This is a genomic window from Pseudomonas sp. AGC41, assembly GCF_057334555.1.
This window is the reverse complement of sequence record NZ_JBHFJB010000056.1, coordinates 8176-31620: the sequence shown is the minus strand read 5'-3', so window position 1 is coordinate 31620 and position 23445 is coordinate 8176. Positions and strand designations below refer to the sequence as shown.

Here is a 23445-nt window from a genome sequence, read left to right as displayed (position 1 = left end):
CGCTTACCCCTTGCGTTAGCGTCCGTCCTGGATTTTCAGGATGAGATTCGCGACTCGTGACCACACGCCCCCAAGACCTGCCCAAAATTCGCAATCCACCTTCTGGAGAAGGGCACCGCGTTTCCTATCGAGACATGACCTGCAGCGAGGTGGCGGAGTACGAAGCACTCCAGCGTGGCCACAAAGCCATGCTTGCCCGACAGGCTGCTTATGAAAAACAACGTTGGGCCAAGGTTGAGAGGACGCCTCTCGTCATCACCGGGTCGGTGTTCACCAAAAGCTGCGCGCTGCCCAACGGAATCATTGACTACAGCAACCCCAACGGCTTTGTTCCGCCGGACCTGATCAAGCAGTACGGCGACCTGATGTGGCTTGGCGCCAGGAGCCCCGACGCGTCGGGAACCCTTCCGCTGAAGCAGATCGGCTCAAGCGCGATACCCGCCACACTAGGCAGGCTCGCACTGGGCGGCTCCGCCGTGTCAACCGCTGGAGGCGTCGGCGGTACGGTCGGCGCGGGGCTGTTGACCGGCATCGTCGCCTTACTCTGGCCCTCCAGCCTCGGCGATAGCGCACTCTACAGCGAAGACCAGCTGCGCAATCTCAAACAGGCCCGCAGCCGCATGCGCCTGAGCATCGAGCAGCAGGCCGATGGCAGCCTCAAGGGCTATGGCTTCTACACCGGCCAGAACCGTGACTGGGAAATGGTCAACGTCATCCAGCTCACGCCGCGTGCCGACCAATACGTCGCCGATCTTGGCGACGGCATCGAACTGATCTGGACCCCGGCCATCGACCCCTCCGACACCCTCGGCATCCCGGCGTTGGAAGCCGCCCCTCAGACGCCACACATCTGGATTTATCCGCCGACGCCCGTGGCGGACAGCATCATCGTCAACCCGATCTATCCGCCGGAGTACAAGGATTTCATTCTGGTGTTTCCGGTGGATTCGGGGGTTCGGCCGGTTTATGTAGTTTTGAGTGTTCCGGGGGATCATAAGTATTACGAACCTCCGAAACTGCTACGGGCCTTTCCTGATGCGATCAGGGTTAAGTCAAAGTCCTCCGTACAGGGTGGCGGCCAACAAAGAAGGCGCTGGGTCGATAGGAAGGGACGCATTTATGAATGGGACTACAAAAGTAATGCTGTGGAAAAATTTGACAAATTAGGAAGCCATTTGGGCGAATACGACCATTTAACAGGTCGTCAGACGAAACCTGCCAAGCCTGGTAGAAAAACCCCAAGGCAATAGGAGTGAATGCTGTGCCGTACTTTTCAATAACAGGTTTTTATCCGGATGATAAAAAAGACGACTCGTTGCAGTTCGAGTTCGACGTAAAAGACGCTGAGCAAAATGAAGCGCTAGCGCAGATAACGGAGGAAAGATCCTTCAGCGAATTTAGCCCTGGAGAGCTGGCAATAACAGAAGATCAAATTAAAAAAATTGAGGTGCTTTTAGATGTGGAATTTCCCGCTGGTTTGGAATATTACATTGGTGTTAGTGCTGACTGAGACAGTTTCTTTGGCGTTTTTTAGCAATGGCGGCGGTCTCAGGTGGAAACAGATGAAAATATCCGCCTGCACAGCAAGGAAAGCAGCAAATGAAGCCAACCGTAGAAGTTTTTAACGCGACGACTGAAGAGCTGTTACAAAGTGTAGAAGTCCCAGGTGTCTTCATTGACCAATTAGCCGAACTTATGGGCTGGTCAAAACCGGAAGACTTTTGCTTTGGCTACGATTTGTCGCCCCAGCAGATAAAAATAATAAAAGAGTGGACCCGCACGACGTTGGATGGCGACAACCGCATTATCCAAATTGTTTGCCTTGAGTGAGGCGTGCTGTATCTGCCCCGGAAAGCCGTTAGCCAGCGGAATGTCGTTATACATGCGGCTCTGCCAGGAGACATTGCCGCCCACGCGCAGTTTTTCCAGTGGGCCTTGGAAATGGTAGCTGGTGGTCAGCTTGAACAGATGCTCTGACGTGTCGGTGTCGAATTGTTTTCGCGCCGAAGCGGACCAGGTCACCCCGGTCCGCCTCGCAACATCAGCTTCGGCAAAACGAACTCAACTCGGTCGATTGACTAGCGATTAAATCGCTCCACCAACGAGTACTGGGTCATGGCTGTTTGCGTCAGTTCCTTGCTCAGTTCCGCGGAGTGCCTGGCCTGTTCGGAGGTCTGGTCTGCCAGGGTCGCGATGGTGGTGATATTGCGGCTGATTTCGTCTGCCACCGCAGTTTGCTCTTCTGTCGCCGCGGCAATCTGGGTCGTCATGTCTGTTATATGTGCGACGGCTTCGCTGATACCGATCAGTGCTTTGTCTGCCTCAAGCACCCAGGCGACGCCTTCCTCAGCTTGCCGGTGACCGCTTTCCATGGTTTTCACGGCATTGTTGGAGGAGACCTGCAGCTTGGAAATCAGGCTATGGATCTGAGTGGTGGACTGAGTCGTGCGCTGCGCCAGTTGGCGCACTTCATCGGCAACCACCGCGAACCCTCTGCCCATGTCTCCCGCGCGCGCGGCTTCGATGGCAGCGTTCAACGCCAGCAGGTTGGTCTGGTCGGCTATGCCCTTGATGACATCGACCACCGTCCCGATTTCGTCGCTGTCCTTGGCCAGTTGCGCGACCGTCAGCCCTGTTTCGCCGACAACCTCGGAGAGACGTTGAATGGCCTGGCGGGTGTCTCTGGCCACGTCGCGCCCGCGTCCGGTCAGAACGTTGGCTTCCTGGGTGGCATCAGCCGTGCGCTGGACATGACTGGCGACCTCTTGGGTGGTCGCCGACATCTGATTCACCGCCGCCGACACTTGCTCAGTCTCGACGCGTTGGCGTTCCAGCCCGCGTGAACTGTCGGCGGCCAGGCCGTCGGACCTGCCGGCCAAACCGGTCAGTTGCTCGGCGGTGTCCTGCAGGCGAGTGAGGCACGTCTTGAGCCGGGATGCCTGGCTCTCGAAAGCTGTTTCAAGGCGAGCCTGCAGGCCGCGCTCGTCGCTGTACATTTTCGCCAGCAACGCATCCGAGGTGGAAGCCTCGGCCATTTCCAGCAGACGCAGCGCGCCTTTGTTCTGCTGGCGCGAAATGATCAACCCGACCGGAACCGATATCCCGACAGCCAGCAGCATCGCCATGGCGGTATCGAGGAAGGCGCCGCCCACCGTGCCCAATAGACCCATCAACAGGACCGGTACCCAACTGAGCAGGAAGGGGTACCACCGATCAAGCCTCGGGACAGCTGCCTTGCCGAGCCTGATGCGTTTGTAGAGCGCTTCGGCGCGGCGGATCTGGCTGGCCGTCGGCTTGACTCGGACCGACTCGTAACCGACGACCTGGCTCCCTTCGTAAACAGGCGTGACGTAAGCATTGACCCAATAATGGTCGCCGTTTTTCGAGCGGTTCTTGACGATCCCCATCCACGGCTTGCCTTGCTTGAGCGCGGCCCACATGTGCGCAAACACGGCGGGCGGCACATCCGGATGACGAACGATATTCTGTGGTGCGCCGATCAGGTCCACCTTGTCGAATCCGCTGATTTCGACGAAGGCGTCATTGCAATACGTGATGACGCCTCGCGTATCCGTGGTGGAAATCAGCTTCTGCTGAGATGCGAGCGAAATCTCACGTTGCGTGACCGGTTGATTGTTTCTCATTTCTGAACTGCTCCCTGGGATCTGTAAGTCCATCGACTGCCGTTCAGAAAAGTTGATGAGATGCCGATGAAATACTCTGGTAACAATCAACTGTGGTCATTCTTTCCACAGATTCAATCATCAGCCGTCGATAACCTCTACGAACCCGCTCATCATGGACCGATGAAAAATGGTACTCACCATCAGTTCCGCTTACAGCCCACCGGCCAACACCAATCTCACGCGCTCCGAACAGGTGCTCGTGACCCAGGCGGCGACAGACGCTGAAAAACTAGCCCTGTCCAACGCCAGCCCAGCGGCCATCTTCCATCCCAGCGAAGAAGCCCAGGCAACGATGCCGATGCCTGTGGCGATCGAGACCTGGACCGGGCGCTCGCAATCACCGGACTTTCCTCGATACGCCGAGATCCTCAAAGGGGCGACCAGTACGCTGAAGTCCTCGTTCGAGGACTTTCAATCCACGCTCTCGACGACCCATCCGGAATTGGCCGGCAAGAAATACGGCTTCACCGTCGAAGCCGACGGCAGCCTGAAGGTGCTCAATACCGCCGGCAAGCTCAGCACCGCCGATATCCAGCGGCTGACCGATCTGCTCAACGACTCCAAGGACTTGAAAGCCGCCGCCATCGCGGTCCGCGACGCCTCCATCGACCTGGTCGACGCCGACTCGCCATGGTCCGGCAGCTACCTGGGCCTCTACAGCCTGACCAAGGAAAACTTCGCCAAAACAATCGATCTTGCCCCGTTGCTGAAGAGCTCTGGGTCGGTGCCTATTCAGGAGTATTCGGATGGGTTGTTTTTCAATCAGCTGGCGCACAAGGGCGAGCGGGCGACGCGAGAGACGGAGCAGGCGATGTTTGAGAGGCGGGCTGCGGAGCGGATTTCGGTGCGGGTTTGAGTATCTCCATCAGGTGATTTTCACCATCGCGTTACGAACCTGCTGCAGACCCAACTTGTGTAGAGGCGTCCGGCGCCTTGGGAGCATCCGTCCGACGTCCTGACGTGGGCCAGAATGAGCCTGTCCAGCAATCTGTCTCTCGACGTTCTGGCAGACATGGCAAAAAGGAGCCGACGGACTTTTCCCCGTCGTTCGCGCAAAAGCGGACACCGAGCGCCACGTATTTGCCTAAGGCCTAGCGCGTGAGTAGAATGCGATTAATTATCAATCATGTACTTGCCGGGATTCCGATGCGCAGCGATGAAACGCTAGGTAATGCAGATCTAGGGCTGCTCTATCGAACCCACCACTCGTGGTTACATGGCTGGCTGATCCGACGCATTGGATGTCGCGATAACGCCGCAGATTTGGCGCAGGACACCTTCGTGCGTCTGCTCAAATCCCGTCAGTCCAGCCCCTTGCGCGAACCACGCGCCTATTTGAGCAGTATCGCCCGCGGCCTGATGATTGATCAGTATCGTCGGCGCGAACTTGAACGCGCCTACCTGGAAAGCGTCACGTTGCTGCCACATCACGAGGTTCCCTCGGAAGAAAGTCGGCTGTTGATTCTTGATGCGCTCGAGCGCATAGACCGTATGCTCGGTATGCTTAAACCCAGAGTTCGCCAGGCATTTTTATTTGCCCGACTTGACGGTCTGACCTGTGCGCAAATAGCCGAAAAGCTGGGTGTTTCCCGTGCGACGGTGGAACGCGACCTGGCCACGGCCCTGCAACACTGCTATCGCTTGCGTTATGTCGAGGCGTGAGCCGCAGGCGCTCAATCCGGCCATTGTCGAGCAGGCAATCCAATGGCTGGTGCGCCTTCGCTTCAATCAAGCCGATGAACAAACCCAGCGCACTTTCGAGCATTGGCTGCAGCAGTGCCCGGAGCATGTGTTGGCGTGGCAGCGCGTGGAAACGCTTGGGGATGAATTCGCCGGCGTGCCCGCTCGACTGGCCCGACAAACCCTTGATAGCACCCATCATGGAATGCGGCGACGGGAAAGCCTGAAGCTACTGGGCCTATTGGCTACTGTAAGTACTGCAGCCTGGCTCGGCCGGGACTTTACACCCGTACCTGCCATGCTTGCGCAGCAGCGCAGCAGTACCGGCGAGCAACGACGCTTCCAACTCGATGATGGCAGCCTTATCCAGCTCAATAGCGATAGCGCCGTCGACAGCGATTTCGACGCCCAGCGACGCCTGATAATCCTGCGGCGTGGTGAAATCATCGTGAATGTCGGCGCGGATCAACACTCGCCTCGAGCGCGACCGTTGTGGGTGCAGTCACGTGACGGGATCATCCGCGCTCAGGGTTCCCGCTTTCTGGCACGCGAGCTGGATGAAGGCACGCTGGTCGCGGCTCAGGAAGGATCCGTCACGGTTTTCCCCGGCTCCGGTCAAACGCCTGCGAGCCGCAGCGTCCAGGCTGGAGGCCAACTGCTGTTCACATCAAGTGGCGCCCGAATGTTCAGGGACAACGGCCTTGATTTATGGAGCTGGGGCGACGGGGTGATCAGTGCGCGCAATATGCGCCTCAATGATTTCATCGTCGAGTTGTCGCGTTATCGCCCCGGGGTACTGCGCTGCGCCAAAGAGGTCGCTGATCGTCGCGTTTCCGGCACCTTCCAGCTCGCCGACAACGATCAGGTCCTGGCATTGATCGCGCAGTCACTGCACTTGCGCATTGATTATCGGACCCGTTATTGGGTGACCGTGACCGCTGCCGCCTGAGCCCATCAAAAACTTTTGCACTACCTGAAAAATAATGAGGTAGCTTCTCATTCTCGTTCGACCTCTAAGGAAGGCCGGAATACAGGCCAGTCTGTCGATGTCCTTTCTTGGAGCGAGAAAATGAGTTCGTCCCCCGTTTCACAGCGCCATCCATTAAGTCGTGCCTTGCAGGGTGCGATTTTGGGTTTGATCGTGAGCAGCTGCGCATTGCCATCGCTGGCACAAACGTCCAGCGTTGACCACGGCAATCAAACCAAGCAGTGGAACATCGCTGCCGGCCCGCTGGCGCCGGCGCTTGACCGCTTTGCGCGCGAGGCAGGCATCAGTCTTTCCTTCGACGCGTCGAGTGTCGCGAACCGCACCACTGCCGGCGTGAATGGCACGCTCGATACGTCGGCAGCGCTGTCATCGTTGCTGCAGGGGAGCGAATTGCAAATCGAACAGCAAGGCCCGAATGCCTATCTCCTGTCCCCTCAACCCAAGCCCGCCGGCCCGCTGGAGCTCGACGCAGCGGACGTCGAGGCATACCGCCTTGCACCCCTGATCATCAATGCCAAGGTCAGGGTCAGTGCCGACGACGACGCCAACTCGGTAGTCGCCAAGGAGCTCTGGGTTGGCGGCAAGGTGGCAACCAGCATTCTCAATACACCGGCATCGGTGTCGGTTGTTACCAACAAGGAAATGGAGCAACGCAGCGTCAGCACCACGGAAGAGGCGCTGCAATATACGCCGGGCGTGGTCAGTGACTTCTACGGTACGGATGACCGCAACGACTATTTCCAGATCCGCGGCTTCCAGGCCACCACCTACCGTGACGGCTTGACCCTGAGTTCGATGCGCGGCGTACGCGAAGATCCGTTCGCTTATGAACGCATAGAGATTCTGCGTGGCGCCAACTCCACGCTGTTTGGCCCAGCGGACCCGGGCGGTTCGGTGAATTTCGTGACCAAACAGCCGCGCTTCGAGAAGTTTGGCCAAGGCTATGTGACCTACGGTTCGTTTGACCATGTCGAGACAGGCATCGATGTGGGGGATGCGCTGAACGACGAGAAAACCGTGGCTGGCCGCTTTACTGCCAAAGGCCAGAACAGCGACCGCGAGTACGATCATTCACAGGACGACAACCGCTTGGTGATGGGTGGCCTCACCTGGGCTCCCACGGATTACACGTCAGCCACCATGATTCTGGACTATCTGAAAACTGAAAGTTCGCCCAACAGTGGCGGCTATCCGCTGGACAGGGAGTACGACCGCAGCAAGTTCTATGGTGAGCCCAGCTACAACTTTCACGATGTCGAGCGCACCAGCCTCAGCGGTAACGTCACCCATGACTTCGACAACGGCTTCGTACTGCGCAGCAATCTGCGTTACAGCAAATTGACCGATGATTTTGGCTACGTTTACCTCAGCGACAGCGCCACACGCGTCGGTACTACCGTTGACCGGTATCTGTTTGGAACGGACACTGAAGCCGACCAGTTCAACGGCAATCTGATGCTGCAATACGATGCCCGCTTCGAGAACATCGACAGCAGCAGCCTGGTGGGCGTGGAGTACCTCGATTCGACCACCAAGGAAAGCTCGGTCTACGCCCTGACGACCCCGATTGACATTGCAAATCCGGTGTTCACTGGCGTTTCACGCTCAATCGCGCCGTATGCCGTCAACAAGCGAGACGCGACTACCAAGGCCGTATTCCTTCAGCAAAACCTGTCGTTCTACGAGCGTTTCATCGTCACCGCGGGTATGCGCAACGACTCGATGGACCTTACCAGCAAAGGCTTGCAAGCCACTGAGAAAGACAACTTTTCCGAAACCTCCTACCGAGGTGCGTTGACCTATATCGTCAACGATGAGGTGTCGACTTATGTGAGCATGGTGGAATCCGTCTCGCCGCCTCAGGTTGGCGTAACGCCGCAGACGGGCAGGCAGTACGAAGTGGGCGTGAAATATGCGCCGATGGGGATGGACGCACTGTTCTCCGCAGCCGTTTATGACTTGACCCAGGAAAACGTCACCATCGCCGTGGTGCTGCCGAGCGGCATCATTGAGCAACAGACCGTGGGCGAATCGCGGGCGCGTGGCCTCGACCTGGAGGCCAAGGCGCAGGTGACACAGAACCTCAGCCTGATAGGCGGCTACTCCTATATGGAGTCCGAGGTACTGCGCGGTTCGTTGTACGACGGCAGCTCCCTGAAGGGTAATGAGTTTTCCACGGCACCCAAGCATACCGCTTCGCTCTGGAGTTATTACGACGTGCCCGGCACGGATGTCAGCGTTGGCTTGGGTGCGCGCTACGTCGGTTCTTATTACTTCGACGCAGCCAACTCCGGTAAAAGCGATGGCACCACGCTGTTCGACGCCGCCTTCAACTACGAAATCGCCAAGGGCACCGACCTTGCGGTGAACGTCAGCAACCTGCTGGATGAGCAGCACGTGGTCGGTTCCGGCACAGCGAACTTCTACAACCCGGGTCGCGAGATTACCGCCAAAGTGAGTTACAACTGGTAGGTAGGCGTGTAGCCTTTTTCCCATAGGAAGCGGTGCCCGGTATACCGCGGGCGCCGTCAGCTTGGCATCTTTCTGAAAGATGAAAAAAAGCAAGGGCGTTCGATTTTCATCGTTACGCGCCGGCTGTTAACTACACGGTAGTGGCGCGAGATAACACTAATCTGTTTTTGAGCGTCTGCTTTCGGCCAAAAGCGGTCTCTCGACAACCGCACTCACAGTGTTGAAAATGAGCCGAGCTCTCAGCGTCTTCTATCAACAATTTTCAAGGAAGAACCATGCAACCATCACTCAACCGGATAATGCTGTACGTCAGAAATGTTCAGGAGACTTGCGATTTTTATCAGCATCATTTCGGCTTTGTCAGCACGCGTGATGCTGATGACCGGGTCGTCGAATTGAGGTCTGCGAACGGAGGTGCGATTCTAATGGCCCACCTAGCGGGAAAAAGCGTCAAGACAGGCCAAGTCACCGTCAAACTTGTCTTTGACATCGAGGATGTCGATGGCTTTAAGGAAAAATGCCTGATGCAGGGACTGAAGTTTGGAGCCACACACAAGGCCGACGGCTATACCTTCGCCAATGCCAAAGACCCCGACGGCAATTCAATTTCCATTTCTAGTCGAGCGTTTGCCGCACGCTACAACTAGTCACTGCCATCCGGAGTTGAGTCTGCTGGGAACGTTTTCTGCCTCTCGCGACGGGCGGAAACGGCCAAGAACTGTCGCGAAGGGGCGCTTTGGGTCGATTGCAGCCGTTAACGACAGGCCGCTATTGGCCGATAGCTGCCGTTCAGTACTCTCCAAAATGCCCGAAGCACCGAGCGTATAGAGTGCTTCAGGCACGCCATCCCAAAGTGCCCATCTGAGCCCTTAAAAAACGGGCGCCTGCGAACGCCCGTTCCCTCATCAAGCCTCAACCTGCTCCTGAAGTCGCCGCCCAATTACCTCTAACAAATCACACCCATCCCTAAGCGGAATGGCCAGCAACTGCGCGAAATCCGTTAGCACCACCGTGTCGCTACCAATCTCTGCACGAAACGCAATATTTTCCAGAACCTGTGTCACGACCCGGATACGGTAATCAGCCGTCGCATGCAAAACATCAAGCGGGGCCTGTGTATCAATGAGAAGGGAAGCGGGGGTGCAGTCTATGCCGGTAATGGGAACGTACCTTTCCATGTTTGAAACTCCGATCAGATGAGGGTTAACCACTCAATCGTCGCCAAACAATCGGGTGGCAGTTGTACGCAGGTTGGCGAACCGGGATCGGATTACCGGCAGACCCTAGGGTCTCCCACGCACAACTGCCATAACGGGCAGCCGTGCAAGTGTGCCAAAGCCTTCGTCAAAAACGCAGAACTTTTGCAATCCGATATCCAGGTCGCCAAACCTGATCGCCATTCGGGGCGACACGACTGACTATAGGTTCAAGCACCTGAGCCGGATAGGTGACCGATTCCGAGCGTTGTGTAGGAATAGTCGCAATTCTTCGAGATTGGCCGCTTACCCCCAACGCGTCCCCAACACAATCCCCTGCACCTTGAACCCCTCAAGCGCCGCCACCCCCATCGGCATCAACTCCCGCACCGACACTCCAGCCGCATCAGCCAGCGCCACGAAATGCTCCCGTCCACTGCGCCGATGCTCCATCAGCGAAACCAACAGCGCATACGCCATTGGCGCCATCCGCGAAAACGCCACTCGCCCGGCGCGCCGCTGAAGCAGAACCAACGTCGCAGCCGCAGGCTTTTCGGTGGGCTGATAATCCGGTCCGATGTCGCACACCGGCCATTCATACGCCTGTACCCAAGCCAATCCGGACACCACGGGCGCGCCGTCGATCAAATCGCCGTGGGGATTGTGGGACGGCTCCACCGCATCGCTTAGCAGCAGGGCGCTTTCGCTCCATTCGTGCTGGGCGAGTTCGGGCAGCCACGGCGGCAGGTCGTGCAGATCCTCGTGTTGCTCCAAGTAAGCGACAAACTCACCGGCAAGCTGTGTGAACAGCGGCGTCTGGCAGCGGTAATTGGCGTAGAAGTGGTGGACCAGTCTTTGCCAGTCGGCGCGCGACAGGGTTTGGTGGATGACCGGGAAGCTGGCGGCGAGCAGTGATTCGATGTTGCCGATGAACAATCGGCGGTAGATGGCCAGGCGTCGGGCTTCGAGCCCTGGCGGGGGCGGGTTATGGGGGTTGCGGGCGTAATTGGCCATGCAGTTGAGTTGTTCGAGCAGTTGTTCAGGCATGGCGGGCCTCCGGTGTGGCCGGGCAGGCCAGTTGTTGCAGCTGTCTGATCTGCTCGACTTCGGCGAGCAACTCCGACAAGGGCGGGAAATTGAAGTCGCGTTCCAGCAGTGTCGGCACTGGTCCGAATCGTTGGTAGGTCTGGTACAGGAGGCTCCAGACGTCTTGCTTGACGGCAGCGCCGTGGGTGTCGATTTTCAGGTCGTCGGCTTCGTCGTAATGGCCGGCGACGTGCAGGTAGCTGACGCGTTGCGCGGGCAGGGCGGCGAGGAATTTCTGCGCATCGTAACGATGGTTGATCGCATTGACGTAGAGGTTGTTGACGTCCAGCAGCAGGTCGCAATCGGCTTCTTCGAGGACCGCGGTGATGAAGTCGATCTCGCTCATGGCCTGGAAGGGCGCGGCGTAGTAGGAGATGTTTTCCACGGCGATGCGCTGGCCGAGTATGTCTTGGGTCTGGCGTATGCGCGCGGCGACGTGGTGGACGGCTTCGTCGGTGAAGGGGATCGGCAAGAGGTCGTAGAGATGGCCGCCGGCGGAGCAGTAGCTCAGGTGCTCGCTGTAGATCGCCACGGCGTAGCGATCGAGAAAACGCCGGGTGCCGCGCAGCAGGTCGAGGTCGAGTGGTTGTGGGCCGCCGAGGGACAGCGACAGGCCGTGGCAGGTGATAGGGTGCTTTGCGGCCAGTTGATCGAGTTGCTCGGCGTAGACGCCGCCGACGCCGATCCAGTTATCGGGGGCGCATTCGAGGAAATCCACGGCGCCCGGGGCCATTTTCAGCAACTCGCCAAGCATGGCGCGACGCAGGCCGAGCCCGGCGCCGTTGGGTGAGGTGAAGGTGCTCATCGCTGCTCTCCAGGGATACCAAAGCCTCCCGGTGTGATCCACCGGGAGGGCGCGCGAAGGATTTACTCCTTGGCTTTGCTCATGTGGATGAACAGCTCGGTGGGCACTTTCTTGCCGTTGGCGGTGTATTGGCCGGTGCGGTATTTGTAGGTTTCCGCTTCGGACAGGTAGCCGTCGTGGTTGGTGTCCATCTTCTCGAACTCGGCTTGCTGGGTCGGCGCGACGGTGAGGAATTCTTTCAGCGACACGCGCGCATCGTCGTCGGTGTCGGTACGGGCAAAGGACGCGTCGCCGCATTTGCCTTCACCGCATTTGCCTTCCGCTGCGGTGACTTTTTTGCCGGATTCTTCGGCGCCGCATTTGCCTTCGCCGCACTTGCCTTCCGCGTCGGTGACTTTTTTGCCCGATTCGGCAGCACCGCATTTACCTTCACCGCATTTGCCTTCGGAGGTTTTTCCCGCCGAGGCCAGTTGATAACCCTGGGGCAGGGCGTCGACTGCGAAAGCCGACTGGGCGAGGCTCAAGCCACCAGACAGGGCAAGGGCGGCAAGGGCGAGGCGAGCGGTGTTCGAGTTTTTTGTACGGGTCATGAGATTTCTCCAGATAAGAGCGATGTGGCCCCTGGCAACGTTGCGCGGGGCGTGTGCCGTGGCGGCGTCACATTGCTTGCCCGGTGCTGGGCACGTCGGGTCGAAGCAAGGCGCGACTGGCCTGTTCGGACGGGGCCATTTGGCGCTTGTCGTGTATCTGGGATGTGTCATGCCGCGGTGTGTTTGTATTGCTGTGTGTCGCGGATACAGAGCGCTGCAAAAGGCGCCGCGCTCAGGTCAGATCATGCAAGTCCTTGCCCGGCGCAGGTCCGAGCGTCCAGTCGGAAAAAGCCACTTTCAAGCCGCCGCGCTTGGGGCTACAGGCCATCGGGCCGACGCGGTAGGTCGGTGCGATGGGAAACGGGCATAAGCGCACCAGCGGCCAACGAAGTCCATCGGCAGAAACCTGCAAGCGCAGCACGCCGTTGACGACCGTGGCGCGCATCCAGAAGTCGCCGGGATCGGCGGTGTACAGGCTGGTCGCCCAGTCGGATTGGCCATCCGTGAGCACGCTGCCGAGCATGGCTTGGCCGTCGCTCAGTTCGATCCCGGCCTTGACCCATTGGCGCTCGTTGATGCGGACCATGAGGCCGGCCTGGTCGTACAGGGCTTCGAAGGTGCCGCGGATGCGTAGTTGGCAGGTGAAGCTGGAAGGGGTTTCAACGCCGAGGAAGTGGCCGCTGTCGTGGGTGAAGCCGTAGTGGGTTTCTCGCCAGAAGTCGGTAGCGATGTCGGTTTCCAGGTGCAGGGAGTCTGTTGTGGGCGCGGAGTGGATTTTCGGTTCGTTCAGCCATGAGCCGTTTAGCAGGCTGTGGGGGTATGTATTGGGTTCGTCGGGCATCGTCGTGCTCCTGGTTCGAGAGTTTGGAGTCGACAGACGAGCCGGGGGTTGGTTCAGAAAGGAGGGGCTGCTGCGCAGCCCAGCGGGAGCAAGCTCCCTCGCCACGGTTTGGTGATTACTTCTTGACCGAATAATCCGCCCCCCAGACCCGCACGGCACTGATCGCCTCGTTCATGCCTTCGAAAACGAATTTCTGTCGCACGGCGATCTTCGGCGGGACGGTGACTTCGTCGGGGTTGTCCAGACCGGTGAGGCGGTTGGCGTAGCCGGCCTGGTCGATGGCCAGCAGGGTGCCGGTTTGCCCGAGGTTGATCAGGCGCAGTTGGGTGTCGGTGCTGTTCTTGAAGCCGAGGGTGATGGTGATGTTCTCTTCGCTGGGCTCAAGCTTCAGCACTTCGATGGTGATGCGGTCTTTCATTTGCTCACCGGAGGAGATGATCGCGGCGCCGTCGGTGCCCTGGACCGACTCGCGCCCGTCGAGCACGCCTTCGCTCACACCGCCCAACAGGTTCTTGCCTGCGGTGATGAACGACGAGACCGCGGATTTGGTCGAGTCCTTGATAACGCTTTCTGCCGGCTCGCCTTCGGCCAGGCATACGGAACTGAGCAAAATACCGGAGAAGAAGAGGGTGGCGCGTGACGGCAGAAGGGGCATACCTGGATCCTTTAGGGTGGCTTGCAGCACGCCCGTTGAATGGACGTGCGGCATGATAGCCGGGATCATGGCGTACTTCTGCAGTTCTGGCTTGGCGGGTTTCTGGCTTTATGCGCTGATCCGCATTTTTTGGCCGCAGGTGCGTCTGTAACGGTATCAGTGACCGCTCCACAATCCGGTCGTGCCGCAATGACTCTAATGGGAGAATGCTCATGGCGAAGATGGCGATTTTTCTGGGTGGTTTTCTGGCGTTGACGCTGCTGATCGGTGTGCTGGCGACGATCTCGCCTGTTTGAAGCGCTTTCCCTGTGGCGAGGGAGCTTGCTCCCGCTGGGGCGAGCAGCGGCCCTGAACCCTGGCAACTCGATCTGCAAAGGCGCCTCCGAGTATGTGGGGCCGCTGCGCAGCCCAGCGGGAGCAAGCTCCCTCGCCACGGGTCGAGCGTCGATCAGCGATGCAATATCACCTGCGCAATCTCCTGCAACGGCATCACCCGCTGCGCGGCGTTGAGTTTGATGGCTTCCTTGGGCATGCCGAACACCACGCAGCTGGCCTCATCCTGGGCCACGGTGGCGCTGCCGGCGTCGAGCATTTCCTTGAGGCCGCGGGCGCCGTCGTCGCCCATGCCGGTCATGATGATGCCCGTGGCATTGCGGCCGGCGAACTTCGCCACCGAGCGAAACAGCACATCCACCGAAGGGCGATGGCGATTGACCAGCGGGCCGTCTACTACCTGCACGTGATAGAACGCGCCGCTGCGGGTCACCATCATGTGTTTGCCGCCAGGGGCGATGAGGGCCAGGCCCGGATGGATGCGGTCGTTGTTTTTTGCTTCGCGCACTTCGATCTGGCAGAGGCTGTTAAGCCGCGCGGCGAACGACGCGGTAAATTTTTCCGGCATGTGCTGGACGATGACGATGCCCGGACATACCCGTGGCAGGGCGGTAAGCACTGCTTCCAGCGCCTGGGTGCCGCCGGTGGAGGTGCCCATGGCGACGATGCGTTCGGTGGTCTGGGCCATGGCGTGGCCGTTGGCGGCGGGCAGCATGGCGTCGGCGGTGAGTTTGGTCGCCGGGGTCAGCGGCGCTGCCGGAGCCGGGCGTTTGCCGAGGTTGCGGACGTTGACCTGGGCGGCGGCGCGGATGGCGGACACCAGTTCCGGGGCCGATTCCAAGAGGAAGTTCTTCAGGCCGCTGGTGGGCTTGGTGATGATTTCCACCGCCCCGGCGGCCATCGCTTGCAAAGTGGTTTCCGCGCCTTTGGGCGTCAGCGACGAGCAGATCACCACCGGGGTGGGCCGTTCGCTCATGATTTTTTTCAGGAAAGTGATGCCGTCCATGCGCGGCATCTCCACGTCCATCACGATCACGTCGGGCCATTCCTTCGCCAGTTTATCCATGGCGAAGATCGGGTCCGAGGCTGCGCCGATGACGTTGATGTCCGGCGTTTCGCTGAGAATCGCCAGCAATACCTGGCGGACCACGGCGGAATCATCCACCAGCAATACGTTTATCTTTTTGCCTGACATGGTTAGTGCAGGGTCCTTATCGGTTGGTGCCTGACCCAGACGTCACCCGTGCACAGGTCGAAGATGATGTTGCGGTGGCCGGTGCTGCCCATGTCCTGGGCGATCAGGTCCAGGCGATAGAGCGCGGCCATTTCCAGCGCCGCGTTGACGTTCAGCCGCGCCACGTCGCCGTACGGCACATGGCGTTGCAGTTCGGGGAACATCTCGCCGCCGCCGAACAGCTTGAGCTGGTATTCCTCAGGCTCGGTGCGATGGGCCCGGGCCTGGCGGACGAACAGTTCGATGGCTTCATCGGCGTACATCCCATTCAACGCGGTGGAGCAACGCACCCGGCTCGGCAACATGAAGTGGCACATGCCGCCGATCTTGCGCTGCGGATGCCAGAGCGTGATCGCCACGCACGAACCGAGGATCGTCCGCAGCCGGGTCGGGCAGGTCGCAAAGCGAAACTCTCCCGGACCGAGGTAGATTTCCGCCACCTGCTTTATCGCGGCGCTCATGGCTTGCGATAAATCGAAGGGGCGACCAACTTCAGCGCATCGGACACGCCATTGAGACTCTCCGAATGACTGACGATGAAATAGCCGCCGGATTTGAGCCGGGGGATCAGCCGGGCGACCACTTTGCTTTTGGTGGGCTGGTCGAAATAGATCATCACGTTGCGCAGAAAGATTACGTCGAACTCTCCCAACTCCGGCAGGGTGTCGTTGAGGTTGACCTGGATGAAGTTGACGCGGTTGCGCAGCGCCCGGTCGATGAGCATCGTGCCTTGCTGGCTGCCGGTGCCCTTGAGGCAATATTTCACCAGCAACGGATGGGGCAGGTTGCGCGCGCGTTCCATCGGGTAATGCCCGGAACGGGCCTTGGCCAGCACCTGGGTGCTGATGTCCGAACCGATGACTTCCCAAGGCGTGGTGCCCAGGCTTTCGGCCAGGGTCATGGCGAGGCTGTAGGGTTCCTCGCCGGAGGAACTGGCCGCGCTCCACAGGCGGAAGGTCTTGCCCGGCGTCGCGTGGGGCAGCACATGGTCGCGAAGGAAGTCGAAGTGCTTGGGCTCGCGGAAAAAATAGGTCTCGTTGGTTGTGAGCAGGTCCAGCGCCACCTGCAACTCGTCGCTGCGCTGGCCGCTCGTGATCAGCTTGAAATATTCGCCGTAGCTGTCCAGTTCATAGTGCTTGAGGCGCTTGAACAGACGTCCGGCCACCAGGGCTTTCTTGGCCGGCGACAGGTTGATGCCGGCGGCCTGGTACAGCCAGGATTGGAACTGGCTGAACTCGCGGTCGGTGAGGGCCATTGAATTCACTGTGCGTTCCTTGCAAGTGTCTGTGCTCATGAGGCTGGCGCTTCCAACGCGGCGGGGCTGGCCTGGGCGAGTTCGGACATCTCGTCGATGGACAGCACCCGGTCGACCTCCAGCACGATGACAAACTTGCCGTCGACCTTGGCCATGCCGCTGATGAAGTCGGCGCGGATCTTCGCGCCGAAACTCGGCGGCGGCTCGATCTGCGAGGCCGGGATTTCCAGCACCGCCGACACCGTGTCCACCAGCAGGCCGATGTCCTGGGCCTGGCCATCAGCGCTGGCGGCCTCGATGATGACCACGCAGCTGCGCCGGCTGATGGCTGAGTTTGGCCGGCCGAAACGGGCCGACAGGTCCACCACCGGCACCACCGCGCCGCGCAGGTTGATCACCCCGCGCACGAAGGCCGGCATCATCGGCACGACGGTCAGGTTGCCGTACTCGATGATTTCCTTGATGCACAGGATGCCGATGGCGAACATCTCCGTGCCGAGCATGAACGTCAGGTATTGCGCTTCTTCCTCGACCGCGCTGACGGTCTGACGTGTGGTCGCGATGGCGCCCATAGCTTTTTCTCCTTTAGGCAAGCCTGTGAAACCGGGCCATCAGAACCGGGTGAATTCCGATTCGTCCGGCGCGCTGGCCATGTTGTAGGCAAACGCCTTGGGCATCACCGGTGCCGGTGCCCGCGCCGGTTTGCGGCTGGACGGCCCCGGGGTGTTATCGACCCTGGCGCTCTGCATGGCGGACTTGGCCGGCGTGTCCAGGGTGAAGAAGCTCATGGCCTGTTGCAGCTGTTCGGCCTGGCTGCTCATCTCTTCAGCGGTGGCGGCCAGCTCTTCGCTGCTGGAGGCGTTCTGCTGGGTCACCTGGTTGAGCTGAGTCATGGCGGTGTTGATCTGCGCCACGCCGGCGGCCTGTTCTTCGGACGCGGCGCTGATTTCCTGCACCAGGTCGGAAGTCTTGTTGATGGACGGGACCATTTCGTTGAGCAGGTTCCCGGCCTTCTCCGCCATGTCGACGCTGCTGGACGACAGCTCGCCGATTTCCTGGGCGGCAACCTGGCTGCGCTCAGCCAGCTTGCGCACTTCGGCGGCGACCACCGCGAAGCCTTTGCCGTGTTCGCCGGCGCGGGCCGCTTCGATGGCGGCGTTGAGCGCCAGCAGGTTGGTCTGGTAGGCGATGTCGTCGATGATGCTGATACGCTGGGCGATTTTTTTCATCGCCACCACGGTCTGCTGCACCGATTCGCCGCCGTCGGTGGCTTCCTTGGCGGCCTTGCTGGCCATGCCGTCGGTAACCTTGGCGTTCTCGGTGTTCTGGTTGATGCTGGCGCTCATCTGCTCAATGGAGGCGCTGGTTTCCTCGACGCTGGCCGCCTGTTCGCTGGTGGCCTGGCTCATCGATTGCGCGGTGGCGCTGACTTCTTCGGAGGCGCTGGCAAGGTTGTCCGCCGCGTTGCGCACTTCACCGATGATGTGCGAGAGCTTGCCGACCATATTCTGCATGGCATTGAGCACCATGCCGGTTTCGTCCTTGGAGCCGGCTTCGATTTTCGCGTTCAGGTTGCCTTCGGCCAGCTGTTCGGCGACGGCGGCGGCCTGCTTCAGCGGACGGGAAATGATCCGCGAAATGAACAGCGCCAGGCCCAGGCCCACCAGCAAGGCGGCAGCCAGCACGGCGATGATCGACAGGCGCGCTTTTTCATAGAGCGCGGTGCCATGCTCGCTGGCGGCGCCGGCGCCGGCGTCGTTCAATTCCACCAGTTTTTGCAGGTCACTCGTGATCAGGTCGAACTGACGCTTGGACTCGCCCTTGAGCAGCGCCATGGCTTGTTCGGTCTGGTTCTGCCGGGACAGCGCGAACAGATCCTTGCTGGTCACGAGGTAAGCGTTCCAATCATTGCGAGTGGTTTCGAACAGCTGACGGTCTTCGGCATTGGAGAGCAGTTTTTCATAAGTGCCCAGGCGGGTTTCGAAGGCCTTTTTGGCTTCCTCGGCTTCCTGCTCCAGCGTGACGCGTTCTTGCTCGGAGTCGGCGGAAATGTGACGGTTTTCCTTGAGTCGAAAGCTCGCGGCAAAGAAGCGCATGCCCGAGGCCGCGCGCATGGACGGCATCCAGTTTTCGCGGATCTCGGTGGTGGTGCCGTTCACCTGGCCCAGCTGGATGATCGAGAACACGCCCATGACGGCGGTCAGCGCCAACACCACGAGGAACGAGGTGATCAGTTTGGTGGCGATTCTAAGGTCGTAGAACCATTTCATTGGGGAATACCTCTCCATGGAGTGTTGAAGCGTCAGCGAGCGTTGGCTTGTTGTAATGGGGTCGGGTTGTAGCGGTTTTCTGTCTGTGCGATCTGGGTGAGCAGGGCGGGGACGTCGAGGATCAAAGCCACCGCACCGCTGCCCAGGATGGTCGAGCCGCTGATGCCGCGCAGTGCGCCGAACAGCTTGCCCAGGGGTTTGATCACGGTCTGGAATTCACCCAGCAGGTCATCCACCACCAACCCGGCCTTGAGTTCGGCGTAGCGCACCACCACCACGTTCTGCCGGCGCGAGGCCGGGCCTTCGTGATGGAAATGATCGCGCAGGTACACCAGCGGCAGCACTTCGCCGCGCAGGTCGAGGTAGCCTTGTTCGCGACTGGCGACGCCATCGTCTTCGCTCAGTTCGATGCATTCCTGGACCATGTCCAGCGGAATCACATAGGTGGACTGGCCGATGCCGACCAGGAAGCCATTGATGATCGCCAGGGTCAGCGGCAGGCGGATGCGCACCACGGTGCCCTTGCCCGGTTGGCTGTCGAGGTCGACGGTGCCGCGCAGCAGGGTGATGTTGCGCTTGACCACGTCCATGCCCACACCGCGCCCGGACAGGTTAGTGACGGCCTGGGCGGTGGAGAAGCCGGGTTCGAAAATCAGGTTGTAGATTTCCTGGTCGCTCAGGTTCGCGCCGGCGGCGATCAGGCCGCGCTCATGGGCTTTTTCCAGGATGCGGTCGCGGTTCAGGCCGGCGCCATCGTCGGCGATTTCCAGCACGATGCTGCCCGAGTCGTGGTAGGCGTTGAGGTGCAGGTGACCCTTGGCCGGTTTGCCGGCGGCCAGCCGTGCCTCGGCGGTTTCGATGCCGTGGTCCATGGCGTTGCGCAGCAAATGCATGAGCGGGTCGCCGATCTTTTCCACGACGGTCTTGTCCAGCTCGGTTTCCGCGCCGCTGATGATCAGGTCGATGTCCTTGCCCAGTTCCTGGCTGACGTCGCGCACTACCCGGCGAAAGCGGTTGAAGGTTTCGCCGATCGGGATCATCCGCAGGCGCAGGGCGCCGTCGAGAATCTCTTCCACCAGCCCGGATACCGATGAGGTGGCTTCCTGCAACGGGTCGTTCTGGCACGTGCGGGCCAGCAGGCTGGCGCCGGCGCTGGCAATCACCAGCTCGCCGACCAGGTTGATCAGTTCGTCGAGTTTGTCGGCGTTGACCCGGACGTACGTGCCGTCCCTGCTCTTGCCGTCGCTGGTCACGGCCTGTTTGTCAGGCGCGACCTGGGCCGGCATGCGCGGGGTCTTGCGCTGGTCTGGCAGCAGCTCGCCGGTGGTGACCATGGCGGTGCTTTCTTCGCTGGCTGTCTGGGCGGTGGTGACCAGATCGGTGCTCGCCTGGGACTCTGCCTCTGGCACGGCAACGATCTCGATGACGCAATCTTCGCGAACAAAATCGAAGACTTCGTTGATCGCGGCATGACCGGCGGCGGAGCGAAACCCGATATCAAAACCCAGGTAGCAGGATTCGGCATCCCAGGCTTCGATAGCCGGCATCGCTTCGGTCAGCGTGGTGATGTCGACGATCTCACCGAGGGTCTGCAGGTAGCGCAGGAACGACAGCGGGTCCATGCCATTGCGGAACACTTCCTGGCCAAAGCGCAGGCTGATGTGCCAGAGGCGCGCGTCGGTTGACTCGCTCGTTTCAGTTGCCTGTGCAGTGGTTTCGGGCGCGGTCGGGGGCGCCTGGTATTCCTGGAGGATCTGGCACAACTCCATTTCCCGAGCCAGGGCAGGGGGCTGCAACGTCGAGCCCTGGTTGGCGACCACGTCGATCAGTTCAAGCATGTGATCGCCGGACTTGAGCAGCACTGCGATCAGGCCCGGGTCCACCGCGACGCTGCCTTCACGCAAGCGGTCAAGCACGTCTTCGACGATGTGGGTAAAGCTGACGATCGGCTCCAGGCCGAACAGCCCGGCCGAGCCCTTGATGGTGTGGGCCGCGCGGAAAATTGCGCCAATGGCGTCATCGTCGGCGGGGTCGTTTTCCAGTTGCAGCAGCGATTCTTCCATCGCCTGCAACTGCTCTCGTGCCTCGACGATAAACGTTTGTTGTGCCTGATCGAGATTGATGCTCACGCTCATATCCTTTGTCGTGTCCGACGTGTCGCGGGGCCTCTAGGCAACGAGGTTGCACAGGGCGAGTGTCTCCGTAACGGCCTTGCTCTGGCCGGTCACCGTCAGTTGGGTGCCGGCCTTGGGGGCCTCGCGCTGAATCATCAGCAGCAGTTGCAGGCCGGCGCCATCCATCTCGGTGATCTGCGACAGGTCCAGTGCCATGTTCGGCGTGGCCCCCAGCCGTGGCAGCAATTGTGCGGCCAGGTCGGCGGCGGTGTAGATCGTCAGCTCGCCGTCGATCTGCACCTGCGCGGTGTCATCTTCTGTTTCGTACAGCAGCGGCATCGAAGCCTCCGGCCATCAAGGAAGAATCAGCTTGGATACCGCCGCCAGCATCTGCGCCGGTTGGAACGGCTTGACCACCCAGGCCTTGGCACCTGCGGCCTGGCCTTCCTGCTTCTTCGATTCCTGGGATTCGGTGGTGAGCATGATGATCGGCGTGAATTTGTAGCTGGCGAGCTTCTTGACCTCCTTGACGAAGGTGATGCCGTCCATGTTCGGCATGTTCACGTCGCTGATGATCAGGTGGACTTTCTGCCCGGTGAGCTTGCCCAGTGCGTCCTTGCCATCGCTGGCTTCGATCACGTCGTAGCCGGCACTTTTCAACGCGATGCCGACCACCTGCCGAACGCTCGCGGAGTCGTCGACAACCAATACACTTTTAGCCATGAACGGCTCTCCTAAAAGAAGGTTATTTCCTGTGAAGTCTGTTGCGCGGCCGAGTCGCCATGATGATTACGGCGCTGCTCGTCGGTGGCGTAGGTGGTTTCCATGCGCGCCAGCCATTGGCGGGCGTCGATGGAGATAGCCTGGTCGGGCGACTGGTTGGCCTGCTGTATGTGCACATGCAGGTCCTCCATGTTGTCGCGCACGTGGCTGAGGATCTGGCTGACCCGATCCTGGAATTGGAGATTGACCAGCACTTCGGTGAGCTCGTCGCGAATGCCGAAGCTTTCCCGTTGCAGCATGTCGGCCGAATCGGCGAGACGCTCGGTGACGCTTTTGAAGCGTTCCAGCACGCGCTGAATGCTGCCTTCGGACACGGCCACTGACTGGCTGTCCTGGTCGGCGCCGCTGGAGGCGGCCTGGACCAGTTGGGTGATGGCGGTATTGATGACGTCGACCTTGGCCGACATCTGCTGGCCGGTCTCGCTGGATTTGCTCGACAGTGCGCGCACCGCATCGGCCACTACCGCAAAACCGCGCCCGGCTTCGCCCGCCCGGGCGGCCTCGATGGCGGCGTTCAGGGCCAGCAGGTTGGTCTGGGCGGCAATCGCCGCGACATCGGCGGCCATGGTCCGCAGTTCGCCGGTGTAGGCGGTCAGGTTGCGGACCTGGGTCAGGGTTTCATCACGGCTGGCCTGGGTGGTTTTCAGCGAGTCGATGACCTTGACCAGTTCGCCTTCGCTTTGTGCCAGTACCTGGACGGCACCGCCACCGCCGCTGCCGGCCAACTCGCCGGCGGCCTGTTGCGAGGCTTGCACGGTCTCTTCAAGGCGCGAAGAAATGCCGGTGAAACGGGTGGTCAGCGAGACGATTGCGGTTTCAGTCTGCTGGCGTGAGCTTTCGACTTGCTTGGCCCAGATCGGCATCGCGCCAAGGATCACTTCGTTGAGCTGCGCGGTGGTTTTATGGGACACATGACCGGCGGCTTGCAACTCGTGGCGGGTGATGGCCGCGGCCGTCGCCTCGTCGAGTTGAAGACGTTGTGAACGCGCGCCCAAGACGCCGACGGCCACGCCAAGAACCACCAGCACGACGCTCAAACCGATGTTCTGTGTGCTCGCACCGTTAAGTGCCAGCACGCCGACGCTTGCGGCGATGGCCACGATCAAGGCGTGCCAGAGAACGCGTGGGTGGGTTTTGGAGAGGGAGTGGTCGTGGGAATACGACGTCATGGTTCGGTCCTTGAACAGTGTTGCCGACAGGATATTTGCTAATGACTGGTTATCTGCAAAGCCGACGCGGTCTTGAGGACCAGTCGTCCGGTTTCGACAAAAATAATGGCACATTGCTATCTGAGAATAGACGAAATCGGAGAAATGTCGAGAAGGGCTGACCTGCGGATAACCCGTGGCGAGGGAGCTTGCTCCCGCTGGGCCGCGCAGCGGCCCCGTTTTTATCGGGTTTCGCCAGAAGTGTCAGCCCCAAGGATTCTGGGCCTGCTGCGCAGTCCAGCGGGAGCA

At 60.1% G+C, this 23445-nt stretch carries 24 protein-coding genes and 1 pseudogene; 8 read left to right on the top strand and 17 right to left on the bottom strand.

The features are described 5' to 3' along the window. Positions 1-56: 56 nt before the first annotated feature. The 3 genes from ACE04F_RS11205 (at position 57) to ACE04F_RS11195 (ending at position 1830) form a co-directional block, all read left to right on the top strand. Positions 57-1250, top strand: coding sequence for an S-type pyocin domain-containing protein (locus ACE04F_RS11205; protein ID WP_486106674.1), 1194 nt, complete (start codon positions 57-59; stop codon positions 1248-1250). Between the two features lie 2 nt (positions 1251-1252). Then, positions 1253-1510 (top strand): pyocin S6 family toxin immunity protein, encoded by a 258-nt coding sequence (locus ACE04F_RS11200; RefSeq protein ID WP_486106672.1) that lies wholly within the window; start codon positions 1253-1255, stop codon positions 1508-1510. A gap of 89 nt (positions 1511-1599) precedes the next feature. Then, a complete protein-coding gene (locus ACE04F_RS11195) occupies positions 1600-1830 on the top strand; it encodes a DUF7683 domain-containing protein (protein ID WP_486106670.1) in 231 nt (76 codons plus the stop codon). On the opposite strand, the pseudogene ACE04F_RS11190 reads toward ACE04F_RS11195, so the two are convergent. Together ACE04F_RS11190 and ACE04F_RS11185 are read right to left on the bottom strand one after the other, a co-directional pair. After that, positions 1810-2007: pseudogene (locus ACE04F_RS11190) on the bottom strand (hypothetical protein); the annotation flags it as partial. The gene ACE04F_RS11195 and the pseudogene ACE04F_RS11190 sit on opposite strands and share 21 nt — an antisense overlap. 71 nt (positions 2008-2078) lie before the next feature. Continuing rightward, on the bottom strand, positions 2079-3644 hold the full coding sequence (locus ACE04F_RS11185) for a methyl-accepting chemotaxis protein (protein WP_486106668.1): 1566 nt from the start codon (positions 3642-3644) through the stop codon (positions 2079-2081). Positions 3645-3813: 169 nt separating this feature from the next. Between ACE04F_RS11185 and ACE04F_RS11180 the strand changes: the two genes are divergently transcribed. From ACE04F_RS11180 to ACE04F_RS11160, 5 genes are all read left to right on the top strand, one after another. Then, the gene (locus ACE04F_RS11180; protein WP_486106666.1) at positions 3814-4542 is read left to right on the top strand and encodes a hypothetical protein; all 729 of its coding nucleotides are present in this window, start codon (positions 3814-3816) and stop codon (positions 4540-4542) included. Positions 4543-4832: 290 nt separating this feature from the next. Then, a complete protein-coding gene (locus tag ACE04F_RS11175; protein ID WP_486106700.1) occupies positions 4833-5348 on the top strand; it encodes a sigma-70 family RNA polymerase sigma factor in 516 nt (171 codons plus the stop codon). Then, positions 5335-6315, top strand: a complete 981-nt coding sequence (locus ACE04F_RS11170) for a FecR domain-containing protein (protein WP_486106664.1) — start codon at positions 5335-5337, stop codon at positions 6313-6315. The genes ACE04F_RS11175 and ACE04F_RS11170 overlap by 14 nt, the downstream gene beginning before the upstream one ends. Before the next feature lie 120 nt (positions 6316-6435). Next, positions 6436-8826, top strand: coding sequence for a TonB-dependent siderophore receptor (locus tag ACE04F_RS11165; RefSeq protein ID WP_486106662.1), 2391 nt, complete (start codon positions 6436-6438; stop codon positions 8824-8826). Between the two features lie 275 nt (positions 8827-9101). Further along, entirely contained in the window at positions 9102-9473 is a 372-nt protein-coding gene (locus ACE04F_RS11160) for a VOC family protein (RefSeq protein WP_486106660.1), read from the top strand. Between the two features lie 258 nt (positions 9474-9731). Here ACE04F_RS11160 and ACE04F_RS11155 read toward each other — a convergent pair whose 3' ends face one another. The 15 genes from ACE04F_RS11155 to ACE04F_RS11085 form a co-directional block, all read right to left on the bottom strand. Beyond that, the gene (locus ACE04F_RS11155) at positions 9732-10004 is read right to left on the bottom strand and encodes a hypothetical protein (protein WP_486106658.1); all 273 of its coding nucleotides are present in this window, start codon (positions 10002-10004) and stop codon (positions 9732-9734) included. Between the two features lie 324 nt (positions 10005-10328). Beyond that, a complete protein-coding gene (locus ACE04F_RS11150; protein WP_486106656.1) occupies positions 10329-11069 on the bottom strand; it encodes an HvfC family RiPP maturation protein in 741 nt (246 codons plus the stop codon). Next, the gene (locus ACE04F_RS11145) at positions 11062-11913 is read right to left on the bottom strand and encodes an HvfB family MNIO-type RiPP peptide maturase (protein ID WP_486106654.1); all 852 of its coding nucleotides are present in this window, start codon (positions 11911-11913) and stop codon (positions 11062-11064) included. Before ACE04F_RS11145 ends, ACE04F_RS11150 begins: the two co-directional genes overlap by 8 nt. A gap of 62 nt (positions 11914-11975) precedes the next feature. Next, a complete protein-coding gene (locus tag ACE04F_RS11140) occupies positions 11976-12503 on the bottom strand; it encodes an HvfA family oxazolone/thioamide-modified RiPP metallophore (RefSeq protein WP_486106652.1) in 528 nt (175 codons plus the stop codon). A 232-nt stretch (positions 12504-12735) separates the two neighbouring features. Further along, positions 12736-13344, bottom strand: coding sequence for a DUF1349 domain-containing protein (locus tag ACE04F_RS11135; protein ID WP_486106650.1), 609 nt, complete (start codon positions 13342-13344; stop codon positions 12736-12738). 115 nt (positions 13345-13459) lie between these two features. Continuing rightward, entirely contained in the window at positions 13460-13999 is a 540-nt protein-coding gene (locus ACE04F_RS11130) for a hypothetical protein (RefSeq protein ID WP_486106648.1), read from the bottom strand. Positions 14000-14447: 448 nt separating this feature from the next. Beyond that, the gene (locus ACE04F_RS11125) at positions 14448-15527 is read right to left on the bottom strand and encodes a protein-glutamate methylesterase/protein-glutamine glutaminase (protein ID WP_486106646.1); all 1080 of its coding nucleotides are present in this window, start codon (positions 15525-15527) and stop codon (positions 14448-14450) included. A gap of 2 nt (positions 15528-15529) precedes the next feature. Continuing rightward, entirely contained in the window at positions 15530-16027 is a 498-nt protein-coding gene (gene cheD, locus ACE04F_RS11120) for a chemoreceptor glutamine deamidase CheD (RefSeq protein WP_486106644.1), read from the bottom strand. Next, positions 16024-16860, bottom strand: a complete 837-nt coding sequence (locus ACE04F_RS11115; RefSeq protein ID WP_486106642.1) for a CheR family methyltransferase — start codon at positions 16858-16860, stop codon at positions 16024-16026. The genes cheD and ACE04F_RS11115 overlap by 4 nt, the downstream gene beginning before the upstream one ends. After that, positions 16857-17393 (bottom strand): chemotaxis protein CheW, encoded by a 537-nt coding sequence (locus ACE04F_RS11110; RefSeq protein WP_305495396.1) that lies wholly within the window; start codon positions 17391-17393, stop codon positions 16857-16859. The genes ACE04F_RS11115 and ACE04F_RS11110 overlap by 4 nt, the downstream gene beginning before the upstream one ends. Positions 17394-17432: 39 nt before the next feature. Next, positions 17433-19091, bottom strand: coding sequence for a methyl-accepting chemotaxis protein (locus tag ACE04F_RS11105; protein WP_486106640.1), 1659 nt, complete (start codon positions 19089-19091; stop codon positions 17433-17435). A 32-nt stretch (positions 19092-19123) separates the two neighbouring features. Further along, entirely contained in the window at positions 19124-21220 is a 2097-nt protein-coding gene (locus ACE04F_RS11100; RefSeq protein WP_486106638.1) for a chemotaxis protein CheA, read from the bottom strand. Positions 21221-21259: 39 nt separating this feature from the next. Then, a complete protein-coding gene (locus ACE04F_RS11095; RefSeq protein ID WP_305495393.1) occupies positions 21260-21544 on the bottom strand; it encodes an STAS domain-containing protein in 285 nt (94 codons plus the stop codon). 15 nt (positions 21545-21559) lie between these two features. Next, on the bottom strand, positions 21560-21928 hold the full coding sequence (locus ACE04F_RS11090; RefSeq protein ID WP_042730627.1) for a response regulator: 369 nt from the start codon (positions 21926-21928) through the stop codon (positions 21560-21562). An 11-nt stretch (positions 21929-21939) separates the two neighbouring features. After that, complete coding sequence (locus tag ACE04F_RS11085; protein ID WP_370871129.1) at positions 21940-22851, bottom strand: methyl-accepting chemotaxis protein; 912 nt, start codon at positions 22849-22851, stop codon at positions 21940-21942. Positions 22852-23445 lie beyond the last annotated feature (594 nt).